The 20773-nt window shown below is 35.1% G+C and carries 20 protein-coding genes, 1 tRNA gene and 1 other annotated feature (1 of these 22 cut by a window edge); of the genes, 5 read left to right on the plus strand and 16 right to left on the minus strand.

Annotated features, from left to right (window positions below; translation table 11 throughout):
- Nucleotides 1-85: a binding site (T-box leader), on the minus strand (it extends 133 nt beyond the left edge of the window).
- Nucleotides 86-159: 74 nt separating this feature from the next.
- The 9 genes from F8153_RS08450 to F8153_RS08490 form a co-directional block, all read right to left on the minus strand.
- Nucleotides 160-762, minus strand: a complete 603-nt coding sequence (locus F8153_RS08450) for a DUF445 domain-containing protein (protein ID WP_151865921.1) — start codon at nucleotides 760-762, stop codon at nucleotides 160-162.
- A gap of 142 nt (nucleotides 763-904) precedes the next feature.
- A complete protein-coding gene (gene ytxC, locus F8153_RS08455; RefSeq protein WP_151865922.1) occupies nucleotides 905-1825 on the minus strand; it encodes a putative sporulation protein YtxC in 921 nt (306 codons plus the stop codon).
- A gap of 275 nt (nucleotides 1826-2100) precedes the next feature.
- A tRNA-Cys gene (locus F8153_RS08460) sits at nucleotides 2101-2175 on the minus strand.
- A 91-nt stretch (nucleotides 2176-2266) separates the two neighbouring features.
- Entirely contained in the window at nucleotides 2267-3151 is an 885-nt protein-coding gene (gene hslO / locus F8153_RS08465; RefSeq protein WP_151865923.1) for an Hsp33 family molecular chaperone HslO, read from the minus strand.
- 144 nt (nucleotides 3152-3295) lie between these two features.
- Nucleotides 3296-3496 carry a cold-shock protein gene (locus tag F8153_RS08470; RefSeq protein WP_151865924.1) on the minus strand — a complete coding sequence of 67 codons (201 nt, stop codon included), beginning with the start codon at nucleotides 3494-3496 and terminating at the stop codon, nucleotides 3296-3298.
- A 135-nt stretch (nucleotides 3497-3631) separates the two neighbouring features.
- Entirely contained in the window at nucleotides 3632-4378 is a 747-nt protein-coding gene (locus F8153_RS08475) for a class I SAM-dependent DNA methyltransferase (protein ID WP_151865925.1), read from the minus strand.
- A 35-nt stretch (nucleotides 4379-4413) separates the two neighbouring features.
- Nucleotides 4414-4611, minus strand: a complete 198-nt coding sequence (locus F8153_RS08480; RefSeq protein ID WP_330577769.1) for a small, acid-soluble spore protein, alpha/beta type — start codon at nucleotides 4609-4611, stop codon at nucleotides 4414-4416.
- A 350-nt stretch (nucleotides 4612-4961) separates the two neighbouring features.
- A complete protein-coding gene (locus tag F8153_RS08485) occupies nucleotides 4962-5948 on the minus strand; it encodes a type II CAAX endopeptidase family protein (RefSeq protein WP_151865927.1) in 987 nt (328 codons plus the stop codon).
- Nucleotides 5949-5960: 12 nt separating this feature from the next.
- Nucleotides 5961-7121, minus strand: a complete 1161-nt coding sequence (locus F8153_RS08490; protein ID WP_151865928.1) for a M20 metallopeptidase family protein — start codon at nucleotides 7119-7121, stop codon at nucleotides 5961-5963.
- Nucleotides 7122-7351: 230 nt separating this feature from the next.
- Here F8153_RS08490 and dapD point away from each other — a divergent pair, with 230 nt between their 5' ends.
- Nucleotides 7352-8092 (plus strand): 2,3,4,5-tetrahydropyridine-2,6-dicarboxylate N-acetyltransferase, encoded by a 741-nt coding sequence (dapD, locus tag F8153_RS08495; RefSeq protein ID WP_151865929.1) that lies wholly within the window; start codon nucleotides 7352-7354, stop codon nucleotides 8090-8092.
- A gap of 149 nt (nucleotides 8093-8241) precedes the next feature.
- On the opposite strand, the gene hpt is transcribed toward dapD, so the two are convergent.
- Nucleotides 8242-8781 (minus strand): hypoxanthine phosphoribosyltransferase, encoded by a 540-nt coding sequence (gene hpt, locus F8153_RS08500; protein WP_151865930.1) that lies wholly within the window; start codon nucleotides 8779-8781, stop codon nucleotides 8242-8244.
- Nucleotides 8782-8981: 200 nt separating this feature from the next.
- Between hpt and F8153_RS08505 the strand changes: the two genes are divergently transcribed.
- Nucleotides 8982-10190, plus strand: coding sequence for a CD0519/CD1768 family membrane protein (locus F8153_RS08505; RefSeq protein WP_151865931.1), 1209 nt, complete (start codon nucleotides 8982-8984; stop codon nucleotides 10188-10190).
- A 252-nt stretch (nucleotides 10191-10442) separates the two neighbouring features.
- The gene (locus tag F8153_RS08510; RefSeq protein ID WP_151865932.1) at nucleotides 10443-10910 is read left to right on the plus strand and encodes a GAF domain-containing protein; all 468 of its coding nucleotides are present in this window, start codon (nucleotides 10443-10445) and stop codon (nucleotides 10908-10910) included.
- A 69-nt stretch (nucleotides 10911-10979) separates the two neighbouring features.
- On the opposite strand, the gene F8153_RS16085 is transcribed toward F8153_RS08510, so the two are convergent.
- Nucleotides 10980-11120, minus strand: a complete 141-nt coding sequence (locus F8153_RS16085) for a hypothetical protein (protein WP_192929731.1) — start codon at nucleotides 11118-11120, stop codon at nucleotides 10980-10982.
- A 104-nt stretch (nucleotides 11121-11224) separates the two neighbouring features.
- Between F8153_RS16085 and F8153_RS08515 the strand changes: the two genes are divergently transcribed.
- The gene (locus tag F8153_RS08515) at nucleotides 11225-11464 is read left to right on the plus strand and encodes a hypothetical protein (RefSeq protein ID WP_151865933.1); all 240 of its coding nucleotides are present in this window, start codon (nucleotides 11225-11227) and stop codon (nucleotides 11462-11464) included.
- A 39-nt stretch (nucleotides 11465-11503) separates the two neighbouring features.
- Here the strand turns inward: F8153_RS08515 and F8153_RS08520 are convergent, their stop codons facing one another.
- The 4 genes from F8153_RS08520 to F8153_RS08535 form a co-directional block, all read right to left on the minus strand.
- Nucleotides 11504-12133 carry a single-stranded DNA-binding protein gene (locus F8153_RS08520; RefSeq protein WP_151865934.1) on the minus strand — a complete coding sequence of 210 codons (630 nt, stop codon included), beginning with the start codon at nucleotides 12131-12133 and terminating at the stop codon, nucleotides 11504-11506.
- A gap of 302 nt (nucleotides 12134-12435) precedes the next feature.
- Complete coding sequence (locus F8153_RS08525) at nucleotides 12436-13893, minus strand: Mur ligase family protein (RefSeq protein WP_151865935.1); 1458 nt, start codon at nucleotides 13891-13893, stop codon at nucleotides 12436-12438.
- A 168-nt stretch (nucleotides 13894-14061) separates the two neighbouring features.
- Complete coding sequence (locus tag F8153_RS08530) at nucleotides 14062-14829, minus strand: polysaccharide deacetylase family protein (protein WP_151865936.1); 768 nt, start codon at nucleotides 14827-14829, stop codon at nucleotides 14062-14064.
- A gap of 253 nt (nucleotides 14830-15082) precedes the next feature.
- Nucleotides 15083-17029, minus strand: coding sequence for an endonuclease MutS2 (locus tag F8153_RS08535; RefSeq protein WP_207707708.1), 1947 nt, complete (start codon nucleotides 17027-17029; stop codon nucleotides 15083-15085).
- A 432-nt stretch (nucleotides 17030-17461) separates the two neighbouring features.
- Between F8153_RS08535 and F8153_RS08540 the strand changes: the two genes are divergently transcribed.
- The gene (locus F8153_RS08540) at nucleotides 17462-18394 is read left to right on the plus strand and encodes a Na/Pi cotransporter family protein (protein WP_151865937.1); all 933 of its coding nucleotides are present in this window, start codon (nucleotides 17462-17464) and stop codon (nucleotides 18392-18394) included.
- A gap of 401 nt (nucleotides 18395-18795) precedes the next feature.
- Here the strand turns inward: F8153_RS08540 and htpG are convergent, their stop codons facing one another.
- Complete coding sequence (gene htpG, locus F8153_RS08545) at nucleotides 18796-20679, minus strand: molecular chaperone HtpG (protein WP_151865938.1); 1884 nt, start codon at nucleotides 20677-20679, stop codon at nucleotides 18796-18798.
- Nucleotides 20680-20773: the final 94 nt, after the last annotated feature.

Below are 20773 nucleotides of genomic sequence, written 5' to 3' on the forward strand. Positions count from 1 at the left end.
AAACACATACAGAAGCACTTTCAGCCGAGGATGCTTCTTCTCTTTCTATAGGACTTAGCCTACTCTTCCTCTTCATAGCATTTTTCATTTAATTTAGAATATTATAAAACTTTAATCTTCTTTTGTCAAGGTACTCTAATAGTGATTATTATTTAGAATTTACAATAATACAATAATTATTCCTTGAACCAAGCCTATAGAAAAGCCTAAAATACCTCCTAGTATTTCTATATGCTTTAATTCTTCCTTGGATATTTTCAACACTACCTCTTCTAGCTTTTCCACCGGAAAGGCTTTTATTCTTTCCTCCACCATTTCAGCTAAGTTAATGTTGGTAACAGCTTTATGAATCATGCCCTCCATAGTATGGGTGATCATAGCTGCAGCTTCTTCTTCAATGATGGTATTGAAATATTTTTCAATACGTCCCTTTAGGGATGATGGTATAAATATCGGTAGCCTGTCCTTTATGATTGCATTCACCTTTATTTTAATAAGTTCCACCAGTTCCTTTGGATTTTGCTGCTTGATGAATTTATCTATAATCTCTTCTATGGATAATAGTTCTTCCTGAATGGTTGCTCCTATGCTTTTAGCCATTTCTTCCTTTCGCTTAGGTATTAAGCCCTGAAACTGAAAGGGGATTAAGGGTAGCTTTATAGGATTAAAGGGTCTAAACAAAAGCTTTATGGCAAGAAGATTGGTAATCCATCCAATTAATGCACCAATTAATGAAAGTAGAATAATCTTAAATGCTACCATATTTTCACCTCATTTTTATCTGGTGATATTATATCATATATAACTACTAGATTTCTCTTAGTTTATCCATCGTAGAATGATTAAATAATAAGAGAGAATCCTATTATACAAAAAGAAACCTCGTTTTTAGACGAGGATTCTATTATTCATTGTTCTTAACCTTAGAATTTATGTTGCACCAATCACATCCATTACACAGCTTTACCTTTGTAGTAAAGACCTTGGCAATGGTTTTAATCATCTCAGGTTGCTGAATGCTGGAGACCTTATGAATGTAGATGATTGAAGGTGCCATGGTAATCAGGGTACTTATTAGGATATCTTCATAGGTTAAATGATTATAGTCGGTTAGTTCTTTGGCAATTTCATTGAAACAGTTATTATCTATGGGCTTATTATGATTGTCATACAATTTATATTTGTGATCCTCTTCATCCATTACAACATGAACTAAATCAATCTTTGATTCTTGAATATCTACAAAATACTTTAAAAGCTTAATGAACTCATTGTACTCACGATCCATTAAGAAATCCTCTATTGCCCTTTCTAAGGTATCCTCTAAGTCTATAAAATAATCCTTTAAGCGGAAGGTTATAAAGCCCTTTAGGTGTATTTCGTTGCTGTCTCTAAAATACTCTAGAAGATCCTTTATAATTTTAGCCTTCCTTGAAAACTTATCACCATTTATGGCAACATCCACATCATTATCACTATTGAGTATATCTATAGCAATCCTCTCAATTTCTGCCCTTTCAGCCACTTCAAAATAATAAAATTCATCATCTAGAATTTTTTTAATCAGCTTTGGTTCTTCATGATGTTGAATATATTCCCATAGAGCATTTGCAATACAATATTTAAATAGATTTACAAAGTCACTAACGGGGTAGTTTTTTATGCTTTCAATCTTCACACTATAGGAGATATTAAAAGCTGAATCTACATTTATTATATTTTCTTCAAGCTGAATATCCTCATTAATAAAGGATTGAATCTGCTTATTTAATTTTTCTTTTAAAAATTCTAAATCTTCCTCTACTATGATTGACAGCAAATTCAAAGTAAATCACTCCCTTCTGCTGTATTAGTAGTATATGTTCAAAGATGATTCATATTCCCTTCAACAAGTTACAGTAACTTGAAATAAAACCATTTCCTTTATTAAAAGAAATTGCTTATATATTTCTTATACCCTACTTTCCTGTGATATACCTTAAAGATGCTTTTACTTTATTTAGTATATGTATAAATCATTACCTATGTTTATGATTCCTTTCACTAAACCAATATTTTTCAAAAAAATGAAAAAAGTAGTTGATCACTACTTTTTAAAATTGGAGGCGACACCCAGATTTGAACTGGGGAATAAAGGTTTTGCAGACCTCTGCCTTACCACTTGGCTATGCCGCCTTAATTACATCTTTAATTATACTATATTCCCCTAAATCGAATTATATTATAACATTAAAACAAACTGTATTTCAAGTGGATTTTTAAGGGTTTATTTTTTGGCTTGCTTAGCCAACTCTTCAAGCCTTTCTTCATTAAAGTAGTATTTTTTATTACAAAAATGACAAGTCATTTCTGCCCCGTGATCTTCCTCGATAATCTCCCTTAATTCCTTATCTCCAAGACTTATAAGGGCCCTCTCAAGACGGTCCTCGTTACAATCACAAATAAAATCAACGGGATAGGTATATAAAACCTTCGGTTGAAAATCTCCCAAAAGGTGATGAATAACATCTTCTATAGACATACCCTTATCCATTAAAGTTGTAATGGGTTCCATTTGTCCTAATTTGTCTTCAAGAATATCCAGGGTTTCTTGTTCCACTCCTGGTAAAACCTGAATAATAAAACCGCCTGACGCCTTAATGCTATGATCAACATCAATTAATACTCCTAAAGCCACTGCCGATGGCTGTTGCTCTGAATAAAGAAAGTATGCTGCAACATCTTCACCTATCTCGCCAGTAGCCAGGGGATAGCTTCCTACATAGGGTTCTTTCAAACCAATATCTTTAATAATGGTTATACTGCCTTTTGTACCTACAGCTTTTCCTACATGAAGCTTACCGGGTTTTATATTGGTGGATTCAACCTGGGGATTATCAACATAACCCTTTACGTTACCTTCAGAATCGCCGGTAACCAGTATTGTGCCAATATCACCACCACCATTTATCTTGACCGTTATTTTATGATGCTCCTCTTTTAGCATTAATCCCATTATAGATGTAGCCGTTAAGGTTCTTCCTAGGGCCGAGGATGCCACAGGAGATGTTACATGAAGCTTACTGGCCTTATCAACTAATGCTGTTGTATCGGCAAAAAAACCCCTTATAGTATTGTTTGCAGCAGTTATTCTAATTACCTTACTATTCATCCTATTCACCTCTAGTGTTTTAATGCTATTATTACCCATTTAATATATATAAAAAACCGAAAAAACAAGCTGGAATAACCAACTTGTTTTCATCTGGATCAAAACAAAGGATCTATATATCCAACTACATTATATCTTAAGCAATTATGCTAAAGAAACGTTAGTAGCTTGTGGTCCTTTTGCTCCATCAACGATTTCAAACATTACACTTTGACCTTCTTGTAAAGTTTTGAAACCATCCATTGTGATTGCTGAAAAATGAACAAACACGTCTTCTCCATTTTCTCTTGAGATAAATCCGTAACCCTTTTCAGCATTAAACCATTTAACTGTACCTTTTTCCATCTAATGATTCCTCCTAAAAAAATAATTCAGATGATGATACCTACAATAATTGTCTATGTACCTTCATTCCAAATAATTTTAACATATATACTATAAAGTGTCAACTATATCAGGCCTCTTACTTTTCCATATTCTTCAATCTCCACTACACATAAAAAATAACCTTTCACTTTCATTTGTTGGAGGTTTCTTTTTAAAATCTCCATATACTATTACTTTGTTAAAACCAGCAAGCTTTAAAGCTTCCATAATTTCCTTCTCACTATAGGCCCGTTGAATATGCTGTTCTTCATACTTTCTATATAAGCTTCCCTCCTGCATAAAGAAGGCAATATCCATTTCCACCAACATGTTCTCATCATCAAAGTAGTTCTCCCATAGATAACATAAGTCCCCTAGGTTTTCGCCAAAGGTATTATTACCAATTGTATTTTTAAGTTTATATAGGCTACTTATATCAAATAGGAAGGTTCCACCTTCAGAAAGATGGTTTTTTACCTTCTTAAACATTTTTATTAAGTCATTGGTATCAATAATATAGTTGATTCCATCACAGGCACATAGGATATTATCAAAGAAACCATTGATCTCAAGATTCACTATGTCTTGCTGTATTAGCAGTATATCGTCATAACCAAAACCAAACAGCTTATCCTTAGCTACAGCCAGCATATCTTCAGAGATATCTACCCCGATGATTTTATAACCCCTTTCTGCTAAGGCCAATGTTAGATTACCTGTACCACAAGCCAGCTCTAAAATTACTTGGGATTTTTTTATATTGGGCAATAGCTCTTCTATAAAGCTACACCAATGCCGATAGTCTACTTCTTCCATCAAGCGGTCATATAGATAAGCAAATTCTGCATATTGTTTTCCCATAATTTCTCTCCTATACTACTGATCATCTATCAATATTATATCTTATCAGCCTTATTATAGGAACTCTTCTTTTTTCTGACCGTCATCAACCCACCGATTCTTCCAGTTTCTTTAGCAGTTAAACCTCCCCAACCAAGTTTCTTGACCTTATCGATTAAGCCTAACTCTTCTGCAATTTCATATTTCATTAAAAGATCTGGTGTAAATTCTTTGTTTTGAATATCTTCTTTCATGATCATCCCTCCATTATCTATTATGGTGGGATATTTCATAAATTATACAGCTCTAGTCGTAATTTCACCCATTGGTTTATATTCCCTAAAGTTTTATTGCGATTTAGTAATAGAACAAAGGGAAATGTTAAACTTATGTCACATTTACATTAGCTTGTTGCTTGTATGATTTTTTAATGATAAATTATAAATGGTTAAAAAACCTAGTCTTATTTCTCACTCCCCCGTGAAAAATAGATAAAGAAAGGACTGCTCACCCCAGTCCTTTTTTGTTTTTTGATTTTTCCCAACCAGCTTATGTCCTTTTACTCTTTCATTAGATTATGGTTAACGTTTTTTTCGCTATCTAATTATCCTAAGCTTATGATTTCACTGATTTGAAAATAGATTATGTATATCAATATTGGAGTTACCAGTAAGAGGGGAAAATACTCTATAGCTCTAGGTTGTTTATCTATAATTTCAGGATCTTCATCCTCTATTATTGTAATATCAGACTCCAACTCTTTGTTTTTAACAGCTGCCATGTCCTTTTTAATGATTTTAATCAGCAAAATGGCAATAAAAACTGTTACAGTTGCAATTATGGCAAATACTACAACACTGCTTAGCATCGCAATGGTGGTAGATACCTCTTCTGTAGCTGGGGCTACCCCTTCTAGATCGATATCCTCCATTATTTTCATCAATTTATTCAGCAGAAAGTTTAGAGTAACTGCAAAGCCATTATTGGCTATATGTCCAATAATTCCCGCGAATATTGAGTCAGTTATAGTAACCAGATAGGCAAACACTACTCCAATTACTATTGGACCCATCAAATTATATAGATTAAAGTGAAAAATACCAAATAAAACTGATGAGAAAATGATTGCCTTTTTTTGACCAAGCCTTTCATAACCGGATAACACAAAGCCCCTAAAGAAAACCTCTTCACAAATACCAGGTGTTACTGCCATTAATATCATTAAAAATAGATATTCTGACGTGTTGTTAGCCGAGGGTAATTCAGGAATATTTAAATTACCCAATAAACTTAGGAGGAGCATCATAATTGCATTTCCTACTACTGCCAGAGGATATATTAACAAAGTTATGGCTATTATTAAAAACCCATGTTTTACTCTAATCTTATTTAGCCTAAGGGTTTTTTTAAGATTTAAACCCTTTATCTTAATATAAATTATTGGAGGCAGGAGAATTACCAACAATTGAATAATGACAACAGAATAGCTGAAGCTTTTATCTCCAATAAACAGACTAAAGGCTACAAAAAGATAGGCACCTATAAAATATAAAATGTTTGAATCTATAACCTTTAAAACCTTTTCCTTCAAATTATTCACCCCTTATTTTTCCAAAGCACCTCGTTGCTTTAATATATTTATGTAGGCATTTAAGCCGAAGGCCAAAATGTCTTCATTAAAGTTAAATCGATTGTTATGTAAAGAATGATTAAACTCTTTACTTCCGCTTCCTAAGAATAAAAATACTCCAGGTACAGATTTTTGATAATATGAAAAGTCCTCAGCCAGCATTACCGGTTGAATTTCTTCAATAACACCAGGGTCTTGACCCTTTATGAGTTCTTCAGTTAAATACTTATCGTTCTCAACAGCTGGGTACATATCTCTAAATATTATGCTGATTTCACAATTATGGATGAGCCTTAGACCTTTAGTATAGTTCTCCATTTCTTGTTTAATTTTATCATAAACCTCCTGACTAAAGCTCCTAATGGTACCCTCTAATATTGCTTCGCCAGCAATTACATTTCTTCTTTCACCAGCTATAACCCTTCCTATGGTAACCACAGAAGGTTCAATTGGATTAATGCTTCTGCTGACAATAGTCTGAAGACCAGAAATCAATTGTGCAGCAATTACAACACTATCTATTGATGTGTGGGGCATTGCTCCATGTCCGCTTACGCCCTTGATCAGAATGTCAAATTCTCCAGTTTGAGACATCATGGGTCCTGGCTTTACCCCCATTTTCCCCTCTTCTATTCCAGGATATATGTGTATCCCATAAATCTCATCCACATGATACTTTTTCAAAAAACCTTTTTCTACAATAGGTTGAGCTCCCCCGATACCCTCTTCTGCTGGTTGAAAGATCAGCACCACATCATCATTTAATTGATGGATATTTTCTTTTAAATAGGCGGCCAAACCTATTAGCATAGCCATATGTCCATCATGACCACAGGCATGCATTTTCCCACTATGACTTGAAATATAATCCGATGCGTTCTTCTCCTCTATTTCAAGGGCATCCATATCTGCTCTAAAGGCAAGGGTTCTTTTCCCTTCTCTTCCTTTAATATGGGCTATGATTCCGGTTCCTATAACCTGTTCCTCGAAATCTACACCTATTTCCCTTAGCGAGTCCGCTATATATTTGGAGGTTTTAACCTCTTGGAAGGCCAGCTCAGGTATTCTATGGAGCTCTCTTCTATATTCTTTCATCTTATAAGCTAACTGTTTCAAATCATTTTTTATAAGCACTTAATCACCCCTTAGTTTTTTAGATGTTTTTAATAAGATTAACCTCTTCCATTTTATCACGTTATTGTGGTTAAATACCATATATAGCTTTTAGTTTTTCATTTTTTTAATGGAATTGCTAAAAACAGTATTTTTATCAGTAATCATAAATATATATATTAAAAAGAGCATTCCCTAAAATTTCGATAAATAATTAAACCAAATAAATAATATGGAAAGGACTGAAGACTATGGGCAGTCAATCAACTAAGATTAAGACCGAAATTGATTTAACTTCTGCTGAATCCATCGCAAGATCAATAAAAAAGGCTAAAAAAAGTACTCCAGTTAAGGTTTATATACAGGGTTACTTAGCAAATCTAGATTCTAATGACCTTCTAATCTTTGGCAATGATCAATTTAGAATTATCATTGGTGATTATACTGAAGTTAAAAAAATCCTGGATGAAAATCAAAATTTTATTAGTCATTTTCATATAGAGTATGATAGGCGCAATTCTGCAATTCCTCTTTTGGAAACCTTAGAACTTCAGGCTAGAATAGAACCGGGTTCAATCATTAGAGATAGTGTTGCTATAGGTAAAAATGCAGTAATCATGATGGGAGCAGTCATAAATGTTGGTGCTGTCATTGGAGAAAACTCTATGATTGATATGAACTGTGTAATTGGTGCAAGGGGTATTATTGGAAGAAATGTCCATGTTGGAGCAGGAACTGTAATTGCAGGGGTTTTGGAGCCTCCCAGTATTAAGCCAGTAATCATCGAGGATAATGTGTTTATAGGTGCCAATTCAGTGGTTTTAGAGGGGATACAAGTTGGTGAGGGTGCGGTAATTGCAGCAGGATCCGTTGTTACAAGGGATGTGCCTCCAAATACCGTGGTTGCTGGAATGCCTGCAAAAATCATTAAGGTTAAGGATGAAAGAACCCAGGATAAGGTGAAGTTATTAGAGGATTTAAGAGGACTTTAAGTAGACTGTTGAAAACCCAACATCTTTTTTGTCGCATCAAAAAACCAGCATCCTCACTTATTATAGTATAAGCTCCGGTGCTGGTTTTTCTTACTTCGTAAATCTAATAACTTTTGAACAGTCTGTTGAGAGTTTAACCCTAAAATTCTTTATCTATCCTTATCCGTTACAACAAATACGTAGGGGACGTTTCTATAATAATCTCCATAATTTAGGCCATATCCTACTACAAACTTATCTGGTATGGTAAAGCCAAGGTAATCCGGGACGATATCAACCTTTCTACGTTCTGGTTTATCTAGTAAAACACAGCACTTCACACTGGCTGCATTCTTTTTGGAAAGATGCTCCATAACAAACTTCATAGTAAGGCCCGAATCGGTTATATCATCTACAACCAATACATCATAACCAGTAAGGTCCTTCTTGATATCATTTATAATATTGATAATCCCACTGCTTTCTTCACCATGTCCATAGCTGGAAGTTGTCATAAATTCGATCTTTACAGGAATGGATAACTGTCTAACTAAATCCGCAGTAAAAATAAAACTACCCTTTAATAAAGAAACCACCACCAGCTTTTTATTTGCATACTCTTCTGAAAGCTGTTGACCCAGCTCTTTAGTTCTCCTTCTTATATCCTCTTCCGAAAGAAGGATTTCCCACACTTTTTTCTCTATATCCATTGGACTTCCCTCCATATAGTTTCTAGTTATTATTATTATTCTAATTTAAATATTTTCTCTTGTCAAAATTTTTTTATAGGATTTTTTCAATATATTAACCATAATAAGGAATTGTTAATTTTTTGACTTAGTTACAAATATGTGTTGATATTGAATCTCAATAATAGTACAATAAATTGTATTCTTCAGGAGGTGTACTAATGAAAAGCATCGATTTTGCAGAAGCAACCGCCGTGTCATCAGTTAAAACCAAGAAATCAGTGTCGAAGGAAACCTATATTTTTATACTCATTGTTGTAGGGGCCTTCTGGTATATGGGTAAAACCATGGGAGTCGGCACAATGTTTGATGTCATTATGAAAACTGCCCACGACCTATTACTCAACACAGTCTTTTTTATTTTAGCAATTTCAGTATTGGCAGGATCATTGTCTGCATTATTATCAGAGTTTGGTGTGGTGGCTTTAATCAATAAGATTATTTCCCCTATTATGAAACCCTTATATGGATTACCAGGGGCTGCATCAATAGGAGCAATAACCACATATCTATCAGATAATCCTGCTATCATATCTTTGGCTAAGGATAAAGGGTTTATAAAATATTTTAAAAACTACCAAGTACCTACCTTATGTAACCTTGGTACTGCCTTTGGCATGGGCTTGGTATTAACCACCTATATGATGAGCTTAGGACAGCAATTTTTTATTCCTGCCCTTATTGGAAACTTAGGTGCTATAGTTGGTAGTATAGTAAGTGTTCGTATTATGACCTATCATACAAAAAAATATTACGGCATTGAGGGATCCGATGATATTGAAGATAAAAAGCAAATAATTGATTATGGAGCAACCAGGGAAATTAGAGAAGGAAATGTATTTGAAAGAAGCTTAGATGCAATTTTAGAGGGGGGTAAAAGCGGAGTTGAATTAGGCCTTGCCATCATTCCAGGTGTACTATTCATCTGTACAATTGTAATGCTTTTAACCTTCGGGCCAAGTGGTGTTGAAAATGGTGTATCCGTCTATCAAGGCCAAGCCTATGAGGGGGTTGCCCTATTACCTAAGCTAGGGAAATACATTTTCCCCGTTATTAAGCCCCTCTTTGGATTTGAAAGTGTTGAAGCCTTGGCCCTTCCAATAACCTCATTGGGTGCAGTTTCTGCTGCTATGGGCTTTGTAAAGAGCTTTATTGATAACGGCTTAATTGGCCCTAAGGATATAGCAGTATTTACTGCCATGGGGATGTGCTGGAGTGGTTATTTAAGTACCCACGTAGGTATGATGGATGCCCTTAATGTAAGGCAGTTGACCAATAAGGCAATCTTTTCCCATACCATTGGTGGAATTGCAGCAGGAATAGCTGCCAATTATGGATATATGCTTTATTCACTGCTCTTTATAAAATAGAGGATCCTATAATATCCTCATATGATTCTTATAATTAACCATTAATAACTTCTAAACCTAGCATTCATGCGTATTTCCCTAAACACTTATCACAAAGGGGTATAGGCTGTAATAGCTAGGTTTACTTTATTGAAAACATTAAACTGCTTTAACTCAAAGGAGGATTTTAATAGTTTTGAACTTTACACTTCTTTTTTAGAAAAATTGTGGTAAAATAATATTAGTTTATTATGAAGGAAGGAGAATACATAGGTGGACAAGGATAAGAAAAGAGTACTATTTAAAGAACTGGAGTTAAAGGCAAAGAACTTAATTGAAAATGAATCAGACATTGATAAAGTGTTTCAGGGTATCGTTGAATTGTTAGATGAAAATATTCCTTATTATGACTGGACAGGTTTTTATATGATAGAAAACGGAGAGTTGGTTTTAGGTAATTATGTTGGCAAACCTACCGATCATGTTAAAATACAAGTAGGTCAAGGTATTTGCGGACAAGCCGCCGATAGAAAGGAAACCTTTATTGTTGACGATGTTACAAAGGAATCTAATTACTTAGCCTGTAGCTTCGAAACGGCTTCTGAAATTGTTGTACCCATCATAAAAAATGATGTAGTGCTGGGTGAAATTGATATTGATAGCCATACTCCAGCAGCCTTTGATGAATATGATCAGGAATTATTGGAATCAATTGCCAATATGCTGATTATAAGATTTTAGAAAAGAGAAATAAAATCCTGATAATTTCAGGATTTTTTTATTTTCATAATTAATGTTAACTTGTTATAGTTATTGCAAGTCGTCGTCATAATGTTGATTTAAAAGAATTCTTTTGATATCCTTTAGCAGTACAATGATTCTATTTAGTGAATACTGAATTGATATTAATACAATAAAGAGTATGACAATAGGCACGATAATTTTTTCCATAGAATCCCTCCTCATGACTATTATAATACGATTCGTTTTTTTTACAACACCTTTTTTTACTCCCTTCATAATATATAGTGAAATATGAAGGGAGGGTAAGTAATATGTCTAACATAAAGTGTCCACCACCTACCTCATGTCCAACATTACCAGGAACCCTTATTAAAATCAACGTTCCTGCTGGAGCAGTGATTAACCTCTTTAACATAATAGAACTAGTATCTCCCAGTGGAATTTGCTTAATAATTAGAATTCCTACTCAAACTAATAATGCAACTGTCCTAAGCACAATAGTAGATGGAATAAAGGCTAGTGGTGGCACCATTGAATTTTTAACCCAATAATTAAGCAGGAGGTAGATACCATGATCTACCTCCCTCAGGTTATTCATCAACTTTTTCCATTTTAGATATGGAAACTTCATAGGCTACTTTATTTAAGACATTTCCATCAGATAGTTTCTTCTGGTAGCTTCTGCTTTGTATCCTACCCCAGCTCTTTATATGATCACCGATATCTAGCTTTGAGGAGAATCTGGCATTTCTACCCCAAGCTATACATGGTATATAGTCAGATTTATTATAGGCCCTGTTTACAGCCAATAAAATATCTGTAATTTCTCTACCGAAGGGAGTTTCCCTATAAACAGGAGATTTACAAACATAACCTTCAAGGTAGATTTGATTGGGATTTTTAATATCCCCCTCATCTTCTAAAATGGCCAAATCCCTCACAAATATTGTTAGTACCAATCTATTGCTACCATCAATATATTTATTATAAGATCTTAGTTGACCCTCCACCTTAACCATAGCTCCAGACCTAATATTCTCATCAACCAAAAGCCTTTCGGATATTGTTAGAGGTAAAAAATCACTGTTCTCACTTAATCGAGGTATTTCAATTTTATAGGTATAAAACCCCTCCCCAAACATCTCGTGGCTAAATTCCTTTTCTCCAGCGATCTTTCCAACAAGTGTTACGACATTGCTGTTAATAATGTTATTAGACATTCACCCCAAGCCCCCTTCTATTCTTATGTTTCTTTTAATATAATCTATAAACATATTTATTCGTTGGACTTGAGGATTATGTTTTTATATATAAGTTTTTTTTATTTTTTTGCTGAAACATCCTTCTGATTATTTTGGGTTTGAACCCCTTCTTATCGACATGATAAATAAATTTCTAGATTATTCTTAAAATGCTATCTTATGATAGATAAAAGCAAGCTATGAGATGTTTTATCCTTAAAACGACTATGCATGCCTTTGTTGTTACATGCACAAAAAGAACCGTCCCCGTTGTGCTGTTCTTAATGATTAATTATTAAGTGTCTTTCTCTCTTTGCCACTATATCCATAGCAAACTCTCTGCCCCCGTCCATACCTTGGGCACCTAGTAGCAGCAACAAATCACCCTCTTTTAACAGATTAACTGTTTTCTCGATTGCCTCCTTAAGGGTTTCTTCATAATCATAGGGTAATGAGGTATTTGAAAAGATATTCAGATAAGCATTCCTTTCCTCATCGGTAACTTGATCCTTAGAGGTAGAATGATCTTTGCTGGAGGTAATCAATACTTTTTCTACCCCCAATAGCTTACACCATTGTCTCAAAACTTCAGCGTTTTCCTTATTAATTTCTATTCCCCTATTTCCCCGTATTGCGTTTACGATATATAAGTTATTGTACTCCAAGCTTTGAACACTGGTTAATGCTGCCTCATAGCTGGCTGGATTGTGGCTGTAATCATCAATTATCTTAAAATCCTTATCATATATAGTCTCCAGCCTTCTAGTGATGGGCCTACAATCCTTTAATGCCTGTGCAATGGAAGCTATGGGTATGTCCAACAATAATCCACAGGTAATAGCTGCTAATCCATTATATACATTGTGTTTCCCCAATAATGGCAACACTACTGGGTATTCAAATAGATCGATCTCTTTCCCTGATAGGGTAGTTATTCCTCTTTGTAGGCAGTAATTGAAACTGGTGACATTGAAGTAATCAATGCTGGAGGCAGTAATTGTTGATTTAGAATTTAATCCATAACTAATTACAAAAATATCCTTATTCCCCTCCAATAGCTTCAATCCATGTTCATCATCAAAATTTATCACTGCATAGGTTCCTTTTTTTAATCCGTCAAATAGCAACTTCTTTGTATTAATATAATCTTCAAGGGTTTTGTGAAAGTTCATATGGTCCCTATCAATATTGGTATGAAGGGCTATATCAAATTCTATTCCGTAAACTCTTCTATTTTTAAGACCATGGGAGGATACCTCCATCACTAGAATCTCTACTTCTTTATCAACCATCTTCGCTAAGTAATAATAGATTTCTTCGGCAATTGGAGTTGTATATTGACACTGATAAACCTCATCATTGATCCTTATATCTAAGCTCCCCACCAAGCCTGCGGAGATTCCTTGATTTCTCAACATTTTATAAATCAGCTGAGTAGTTGTGGTTTTACCATTGGTTCCTGTAACCCCGATTATTTTCAGCTTTTTTGAAGGATAATCATAAAAGGTATTGCATAATGAAGCTAAGGCTTTTCTTGCATCCTCCACCTTTATAACAGGAATCCCTTCACAAAAGAAATTTTCTGCTGTATAGATCATCACTGCCCCTTTACTTATCGCTTCATCTATATAAGCATTACCATCAAATTCTTCGCCTTTTATTGCAACAAAAATATATCCTTCCTTTACCTTTTTAGAATTGCTGGTAACTCCTTGGATTTCTATTCCATTTATTTTCATTGCCTCAGCTCCTTATATTCCTTAGCTTGTAGAGTCAAATTGATAATTATAGTGTGTATAAAGTCTCTTTAATCTATTCAATGGGGGTGGTAAAAACTCTAGATTAATATTAAATACCCCTATAACATGAAAAAATCTCCCTTAGGAGATTCATGATAATTTTATTTTTTAATTTTTTAATTTCTGACGACCTGCATGATCAATATAGTAGTTGTCTTTATAAATTAGATCAGATATTGGTACGATTTCATAGCCCTGTTGCTGTAGCTTTTCAATTACTAAAGGTAAAAATTCTGTGATATACTTCGCGTTATTGTGAAATAAAACGATGGATCCCGGCTTAACATTTCTAGTAACCCGATCAACCACCGGCCCTGTCCCCAACTCCTTCCAATCCAAGGAATCTACATCCCATTGAATTGTATGATAGCCTAATTCCTCTGCTGTTTCTATAAGCTGATTATTATAATCCCCAAAGGGTGGTCTAAAGACCGTTGGTTGTACCCCTATGATGTCATAGATTTTATCTCCGGTTTCTTTAAGCTCTTGAATAATCTCAGCTTTACTGATTTTAGACATATGGGGATGGGTGCTGGAATGATTACCGATTTCATGGCATCTAGCATAGATTTCCTTAACCCAATCGGGATACTTATCTACCCAAAAGGCAACAAGGAAAAATGTAGATTTCACATGATATTTATCAAGGGTATCTAAGATATCATCGGTGAATTCATCTCCCCAAGCTGCATCAAAGCTTATAGCGATCTTTTTATCCTCAGTATCAACACTATATATTGGCAATCTCTTTTGTGGAGAAAAAACATCCAGGACCTCAGTACCTATCTTGAAGTAATATATAATAGCAAATAATAGAACTACTAATATAAGTCCGATGATCATCACTGTTTTTTTATTTAAAATCCATATCCTCATCTCTAATTCCCCCTGGAAAGTCCTTTTATACAAGTGTATTCAGGGAATTGAGATTTATGAATACTTATTGCTACCACAATGTATGGGTGGAAACTATTCACTCATCATGATTTCTATAAACAAAAAGACATAAAGGCTATTACTCTTGATTAGCATTTATGCCTTTCAGTTGAATTTAGTTATATATTGCATCTAAGTAGTTGCACTCATAGATTTTTTCTACTGCATCTACCTCTAGGGGCTCCCTCCTAAGCTATTTCTCATAATGAATGACAAGGTCCTTCACATGTTTTCGATTCATATCATGCTTTTTCTTCCTATTTTCCTTACTCTCAAGGACTATATCCATGTCGTAATTATCTGGATACAGTTCTTCCTTATCGATATAGAGGCTTAATCGCTTATAATTAATTTTTAGCTTTTTCTTCATTATCATCACTCCAACCTCACCCTTTGGATTGGCCTCTTCACAAACAATACCAGTTCGATTCAGACTCCTTATGAATACGCAATCTCCCACCTTGAAATTGATTTCTACCTTCTTTTCTTTTTCCTTTTTATAGTCATTAACTGTATGGTATTTTATGACCTCTGTTTCTAAAGCTACTGGTTTAACAGCCTCCAATTCCTTTGTATAGGATTCCAACTTAAATTGGCTATAATCCTTATCCTCTTTATAGGTAAGTCTATGGGCCCTTTCTATAATTCTTTTATCCATCCCAAGCCTTAGGGCAATTAAAAATCCATTACTCTCCCCAGCTTTACCTATACTCAAACGATATAAAGGCTTTAGGGTATGAATATCAAACTCCATGCAACCATTTTCAAAGCCCTCTGACTTAAAGGCAAATTCCTTAATCTCACTGAAATGGGAGGTGGCCATAATTATAGCACCTTTTTTATACAGAGCTTCAAGGATGGCTGTAGCCAAACCCATCCCCTCACCCGGGTCCGTTCCTGCCCCCAATTCATCCACCAATACCAAGCTTTCTGGGGTAACCCTTTCTAAAATATAAATGAGATTCTTCAAATGGCCTGAGAAGGTACTAAGGGATTGCTCTATGCTTTGACTATCTCCGATATCAACTAGTATATCCTTAAATATTGGAAAGGAGCTACCTTCCTCTAGGGGTACATGCAATCCTGATTGCACCATTAAGGACATTAATCCTACAGTCTTTAATGAAACGGTTTTTCCTCCGGTGTTGGGGCCTGTAATCACTAAGCCCCGATAATCTAATCCAAGGGTTAAATTAATGGGCACGGCTTCTTTACCCAATAATGGATGCCTTCCATTGACAATTACCATCCTTTGCTGATGACTTAGTTGCACTTCATTACCATCCATTTGTCTGCTTAGTTTGGCTCTTGCGAAGATAAAATCATAATTTGCCATAATCTCTACGTTTATTGATATATCCCGATGGTGATCCTCTGCCATGGCTGTTAGGTAGGATAGAATCTTATACTCCTCCTCCTCTTCCTCCATCCTAAGCTGACTCAATTGTCTTTGAAGGTTCTTAACCTCCTCAGGCTCAATAAAGACCGTTGATCCTGTATTGGATCTATCTAGAACGTCACCATGAATATTCTTTGTATACTCCCTCTTTACTGGTATAACGTACCTACCTTCCCTTACTGAAACTATATTATCCTGAAGATATTGATTATTACCTAAGGATTTCACAAGACTATCAAGCTTACTCTTCATACGATCCTCTAGGATAATGATCTTTTTTCTAATTTTAGCTAGGCCTGAAGAAGCTTTGTCATCTACTCTATTGGCCTTTATACATCGGTCAATTTCCTCCACTAACCAATCCATTTCATGAAGGGATAATCCATAGGAGGCCACCAATGGAGCAATATCCTCAGCCCTTTTCATAAAGGTCTTCATTCGTTGACTATATACCAAAAAATCCTTAATCAATGACAATTCGCTGGGCTGTAGGGCTGTTACAACCCCTAGCTTTTTTAAAATGTTTTCCATACCATTTAGGCTATATAGGGGGGTGGCTGATGGTCCATTTAATATTTGTTTTGCTTCAGCGGTTTCCCTAAGACTACTCTCTATTTTAGCCCTTATAAATCCTGGTTTCATATCCTCCACCAATTTACATCCTAAATCCGATAATGTGTATTCCTTCAGCATATCCTTAATTTTGTTATATTCTAATAGTTCTAAAGCTGTATTATTCAATGTTACATCCTCCTTCTAATTTTCACCTAATAAAAAAGCCATAAATGAACACATCATCTATGGCTATCCTATATATATTTTCGGAACCAAAATAATTGGTATAATATACCATTTAATTGACACAAAAAAACCGTGATTAACACGGCTATTCATTCCTATAGGGCCTGTGTTCTTAACATTTTATTCAGAGAAGGAGACAACAACAACTAAACCTGCCTTTAGCAGATTCTTAAAATCTCTTCTCTGATATTCAATTACTTGTTAAGAACTCTATCCAGCATAAAACAGTCTCCTTTTTCCTCTGGTTCCATAGTTATTATATTCCATTCTATGGATATCGTCAACCTTAGTTTTCTTAATTTATATTAACTTATTCATTAATTCATAATTGTCTCTGTAAGGGACGTATATTTAGATGAGAGGGGGATTATGATGATCTATAGCTTTACTACTGCAATCACTGGTTTAGGCCTATTTCTATTAGGAATGAAATATTTAACTATTGGTTTAAAATACCTAGTATCCTCCCAGATTAAAAATAAAATTAAAGGGTTGACAATTCACCCCATATTGGGATTGTTTATAGGGGCTGTCACCACCATGCTACTACAATCCAGCAGTAGCACCACCATCATTATGGTAGGCTTAGTGGAGGCAGGGCTATTATCGATATACCAGGTTACTCCCATGATTATGGGTGCCAATATTGGAACTACAATTACAGCCCAAATAATTGCCTTCAATATTGGTCCTCTAGCTGCTATTATATTGCTTCTAGGTGTAATTCTTACCCTCTTGAAGGCTAATAAAAAGGTTCAATTATTAGGAGAGGTGCTTTTAGGAGTTGGGTTAATTTTTATTGGAATCAATCTTCTAGGGGAGGGCTTAGTTCCCCTAAAAGATTTTCTTGCCTTTAAAAATGTATTAGCTGAGCTGGGAAACAGGCCAATTTTAGGGGTACTTATGGGTTTTTCTACAACTGCCATCATTCAGAGCAGCAGTACTGGAGTGGCTATTCTCCAATCCTTGGTTATGAACAATACCATTGCTGTAGCCTCGGCAATACCGATTCTGCTAGGTCAAAATATCGGCACCTGTGTTACAACCCTCATCGCCAGCCTTCATCTTGGAGGAGCAGGTAAAAAAGTGGCTGTTATTCATTTGTTATTCAATACCTTGGGAGTAATAGTGATCCTACCATTTCTACATCAGCTATATAACTTGGCTGTCTTTATGGCCCCCACCAATTATGCCCGCCAGCTAGCCCACACCCATACATTGTTTAATGTAATAACAACCCTATTGCTTTTACCTTTGTTTCCCTTGATGGTGAAGGGGGTAGAAAAGATCATTAGAGACAATTAGTAATGAGTAATAGTAATAGTAATGAGCCCCCAATAAAAATCCATAAACAATCTTCCTCTACGCCTTGAGGTCAATGACTGACAAATTAACCAGTAACCTAAATGTAAAATCACCAAACATTGGAGTTTTGAGACTGTTCAAAAGCCTTTATATTCGAGGCGCAAGAAAAACCAACACCGGAGCTTATATAGTAATAAGTGAGGATGTTGGTTTTTGAAGCACAATTATTCAGATGAAAGAGGTTAGAAATCTCACAATTCAAAGCTTATTTAACTATATGATGCTAGTTAATTTGATACAAAATAAGGAAGTATGTTTATGAAATCTTATATCAAATTCCTAGCTAAGTGACTGACACAAATCAGAGATTTGGTCATCTACTTATCAACAGTCTAATTATTCTAATTAATTAACTTCGTCATTATTTCATTACTTCTCCTTATAAACCTCTCCATAGCTTCAGGAGATAATGGTCTATGGCTGATGGTGGCTAAATCATAAATTTGTTGAGCCACCAATTTTAAGGTTTCTTCATCCTTTTCTCCATCCCCCATCATATACTGTAGCAATTGATGCTTTTTATTAAGAATAAGGGTTTCATCGGTGGGGATATGATCGAAATTCATCCCACCCATTCCATACATTTTCATCATTTCCTGCATACGTCGACTGTTTTCAGACAATATAATGATCCCTGCAACATCATCAGACTTTAAGCCTTCCATCTTTAACTTTAGGTCATCCCTGCCAAGGGCCTTCTTAAAGATATCCGTTACCTTCTGGGAATTATTCTTCATAGCTTCCTGATCTTCTGCTTCTCCATCATCCTTCAATAACTCTGCCAGATCAGAATCTACCCTTAAAAATTTAATTTTTTCATTTTTGGCCTCTAGCTGAGAGATAAAGGCGGAATCGATGGCATGGTCCAATATCACAGCCTGCAAATCATGCTCCTTTAAAAGCCTAATATATTGGGACTGTTGCATTTGATCAGTTGCATAGTAAACCTGATTCTCTAACTTTCCTTCCATGGCGGAAAGGTATTCTTCTAGGGTAACAGATTTCTCCTCTGTAGTTTTAAATAGGATAATCCCTTCTACTTGCTTAAGGAATTTATCATTTTTCAAGGAGCCGAATTTCACAAAGGGGCTGATATCATCCCAGAATTTCTTATAATCTGAGCGTTGAGACTTAAACAATTGATTGAGCTTATCAGCTACCTTCTTGGTGATATAATCGGAAATTTTCTTTACTGATCCATCATTTTGCAGGAAGCTTCTGGATACGTTAAGGGGTAAGTCTGGACAATCAATCACTCCCTTAAGGAGCAATAAAAATTCTGGAATAACCTCTTTAATGTTATCAGCAATAAAAACCTGGTTATTATATAGCTTAATTCTCCCCTCCAGTGTATCAAACTGGTTATTAAGCTTAGGAAAATACAAGATCCCCTTTAAATTGAAGGGGTAATCCATATTTAAATGAATCCAGAATAATGGTTCTCTAAAATCACTAAAGGTTTTTCGATAAAACTCCTGATACTCTTCATCTGTACATTCATTGGGCACCTTTAAATATAAAGGTTTGGGCTCATTTAGTGGCTTGATTTCTGGAAGTATTATATTGCCATCCTTGTCCTTTTCCGGATCTTTATCTGCAACATCTAAGTATATTGGGTAGGGCATAAAGGAGCAGTACTTTTCAATGGTTTCCCTGATTGTATATTCCTCTAAAAATTCAACCCCCTCTTCACCAATATGTAGGGTGATTTCTGTGCCCCTAGTTCTTCTTAAGCCCTTTTCAATTTCAAATTCTGTTCCTCCATCACAGGACCATTTAACAGCCTCGGCGCCTTCTTTATAGGAAAGGGTATCGATTTCTACGGTATGTGCCACCATAAAGGCTGAGTAAAAGCCCAATCCAAAGTGACCTATAATCTGATCCTTTTCTCCCTTGTCCTTATAGGTATTAAAGAAATCCTCTGCTCCAGAGAAGGCAATTTGATTAATATATTTATTGATCTCCTCCTCAGTCATTCCAATACCATTATCGATAAACTTAAGAGTTCTAGCGGTTTTATCCAAAACAACCTTAATGCTAAAATCAGCATCCTCCTTTAAATCTGCCTCACCAAGACTATTTAATCGCTTTACCTTTGTTATGGCGTCACAGCCATTGGAGATTAGCTCCCTTATAAATATGTCTTGGTCGGAATACAACCACTTCTTGATTATCGGAAAAATGTTTTCACTATGAATAGACAAGCTACCTCTTTGTTTACTCATGTAAATCACTCCTTCTTATGTATTTAATTGAGGATAAATATCCCTTTTACAGATTTATGATACAACTGAAGGAGTAATATGTCAATAAAAAATT

This window comes from Alkaliphilus serpentinus, from assembly GCF_009017255.1.
Taxonomy (GTDB): Bacteria; Bacillota; Clostridia; order Peptostreptococcales; family Natronincolaceae; genus Alkaliphilus_D; species Alkaliphilus_D serpentinus.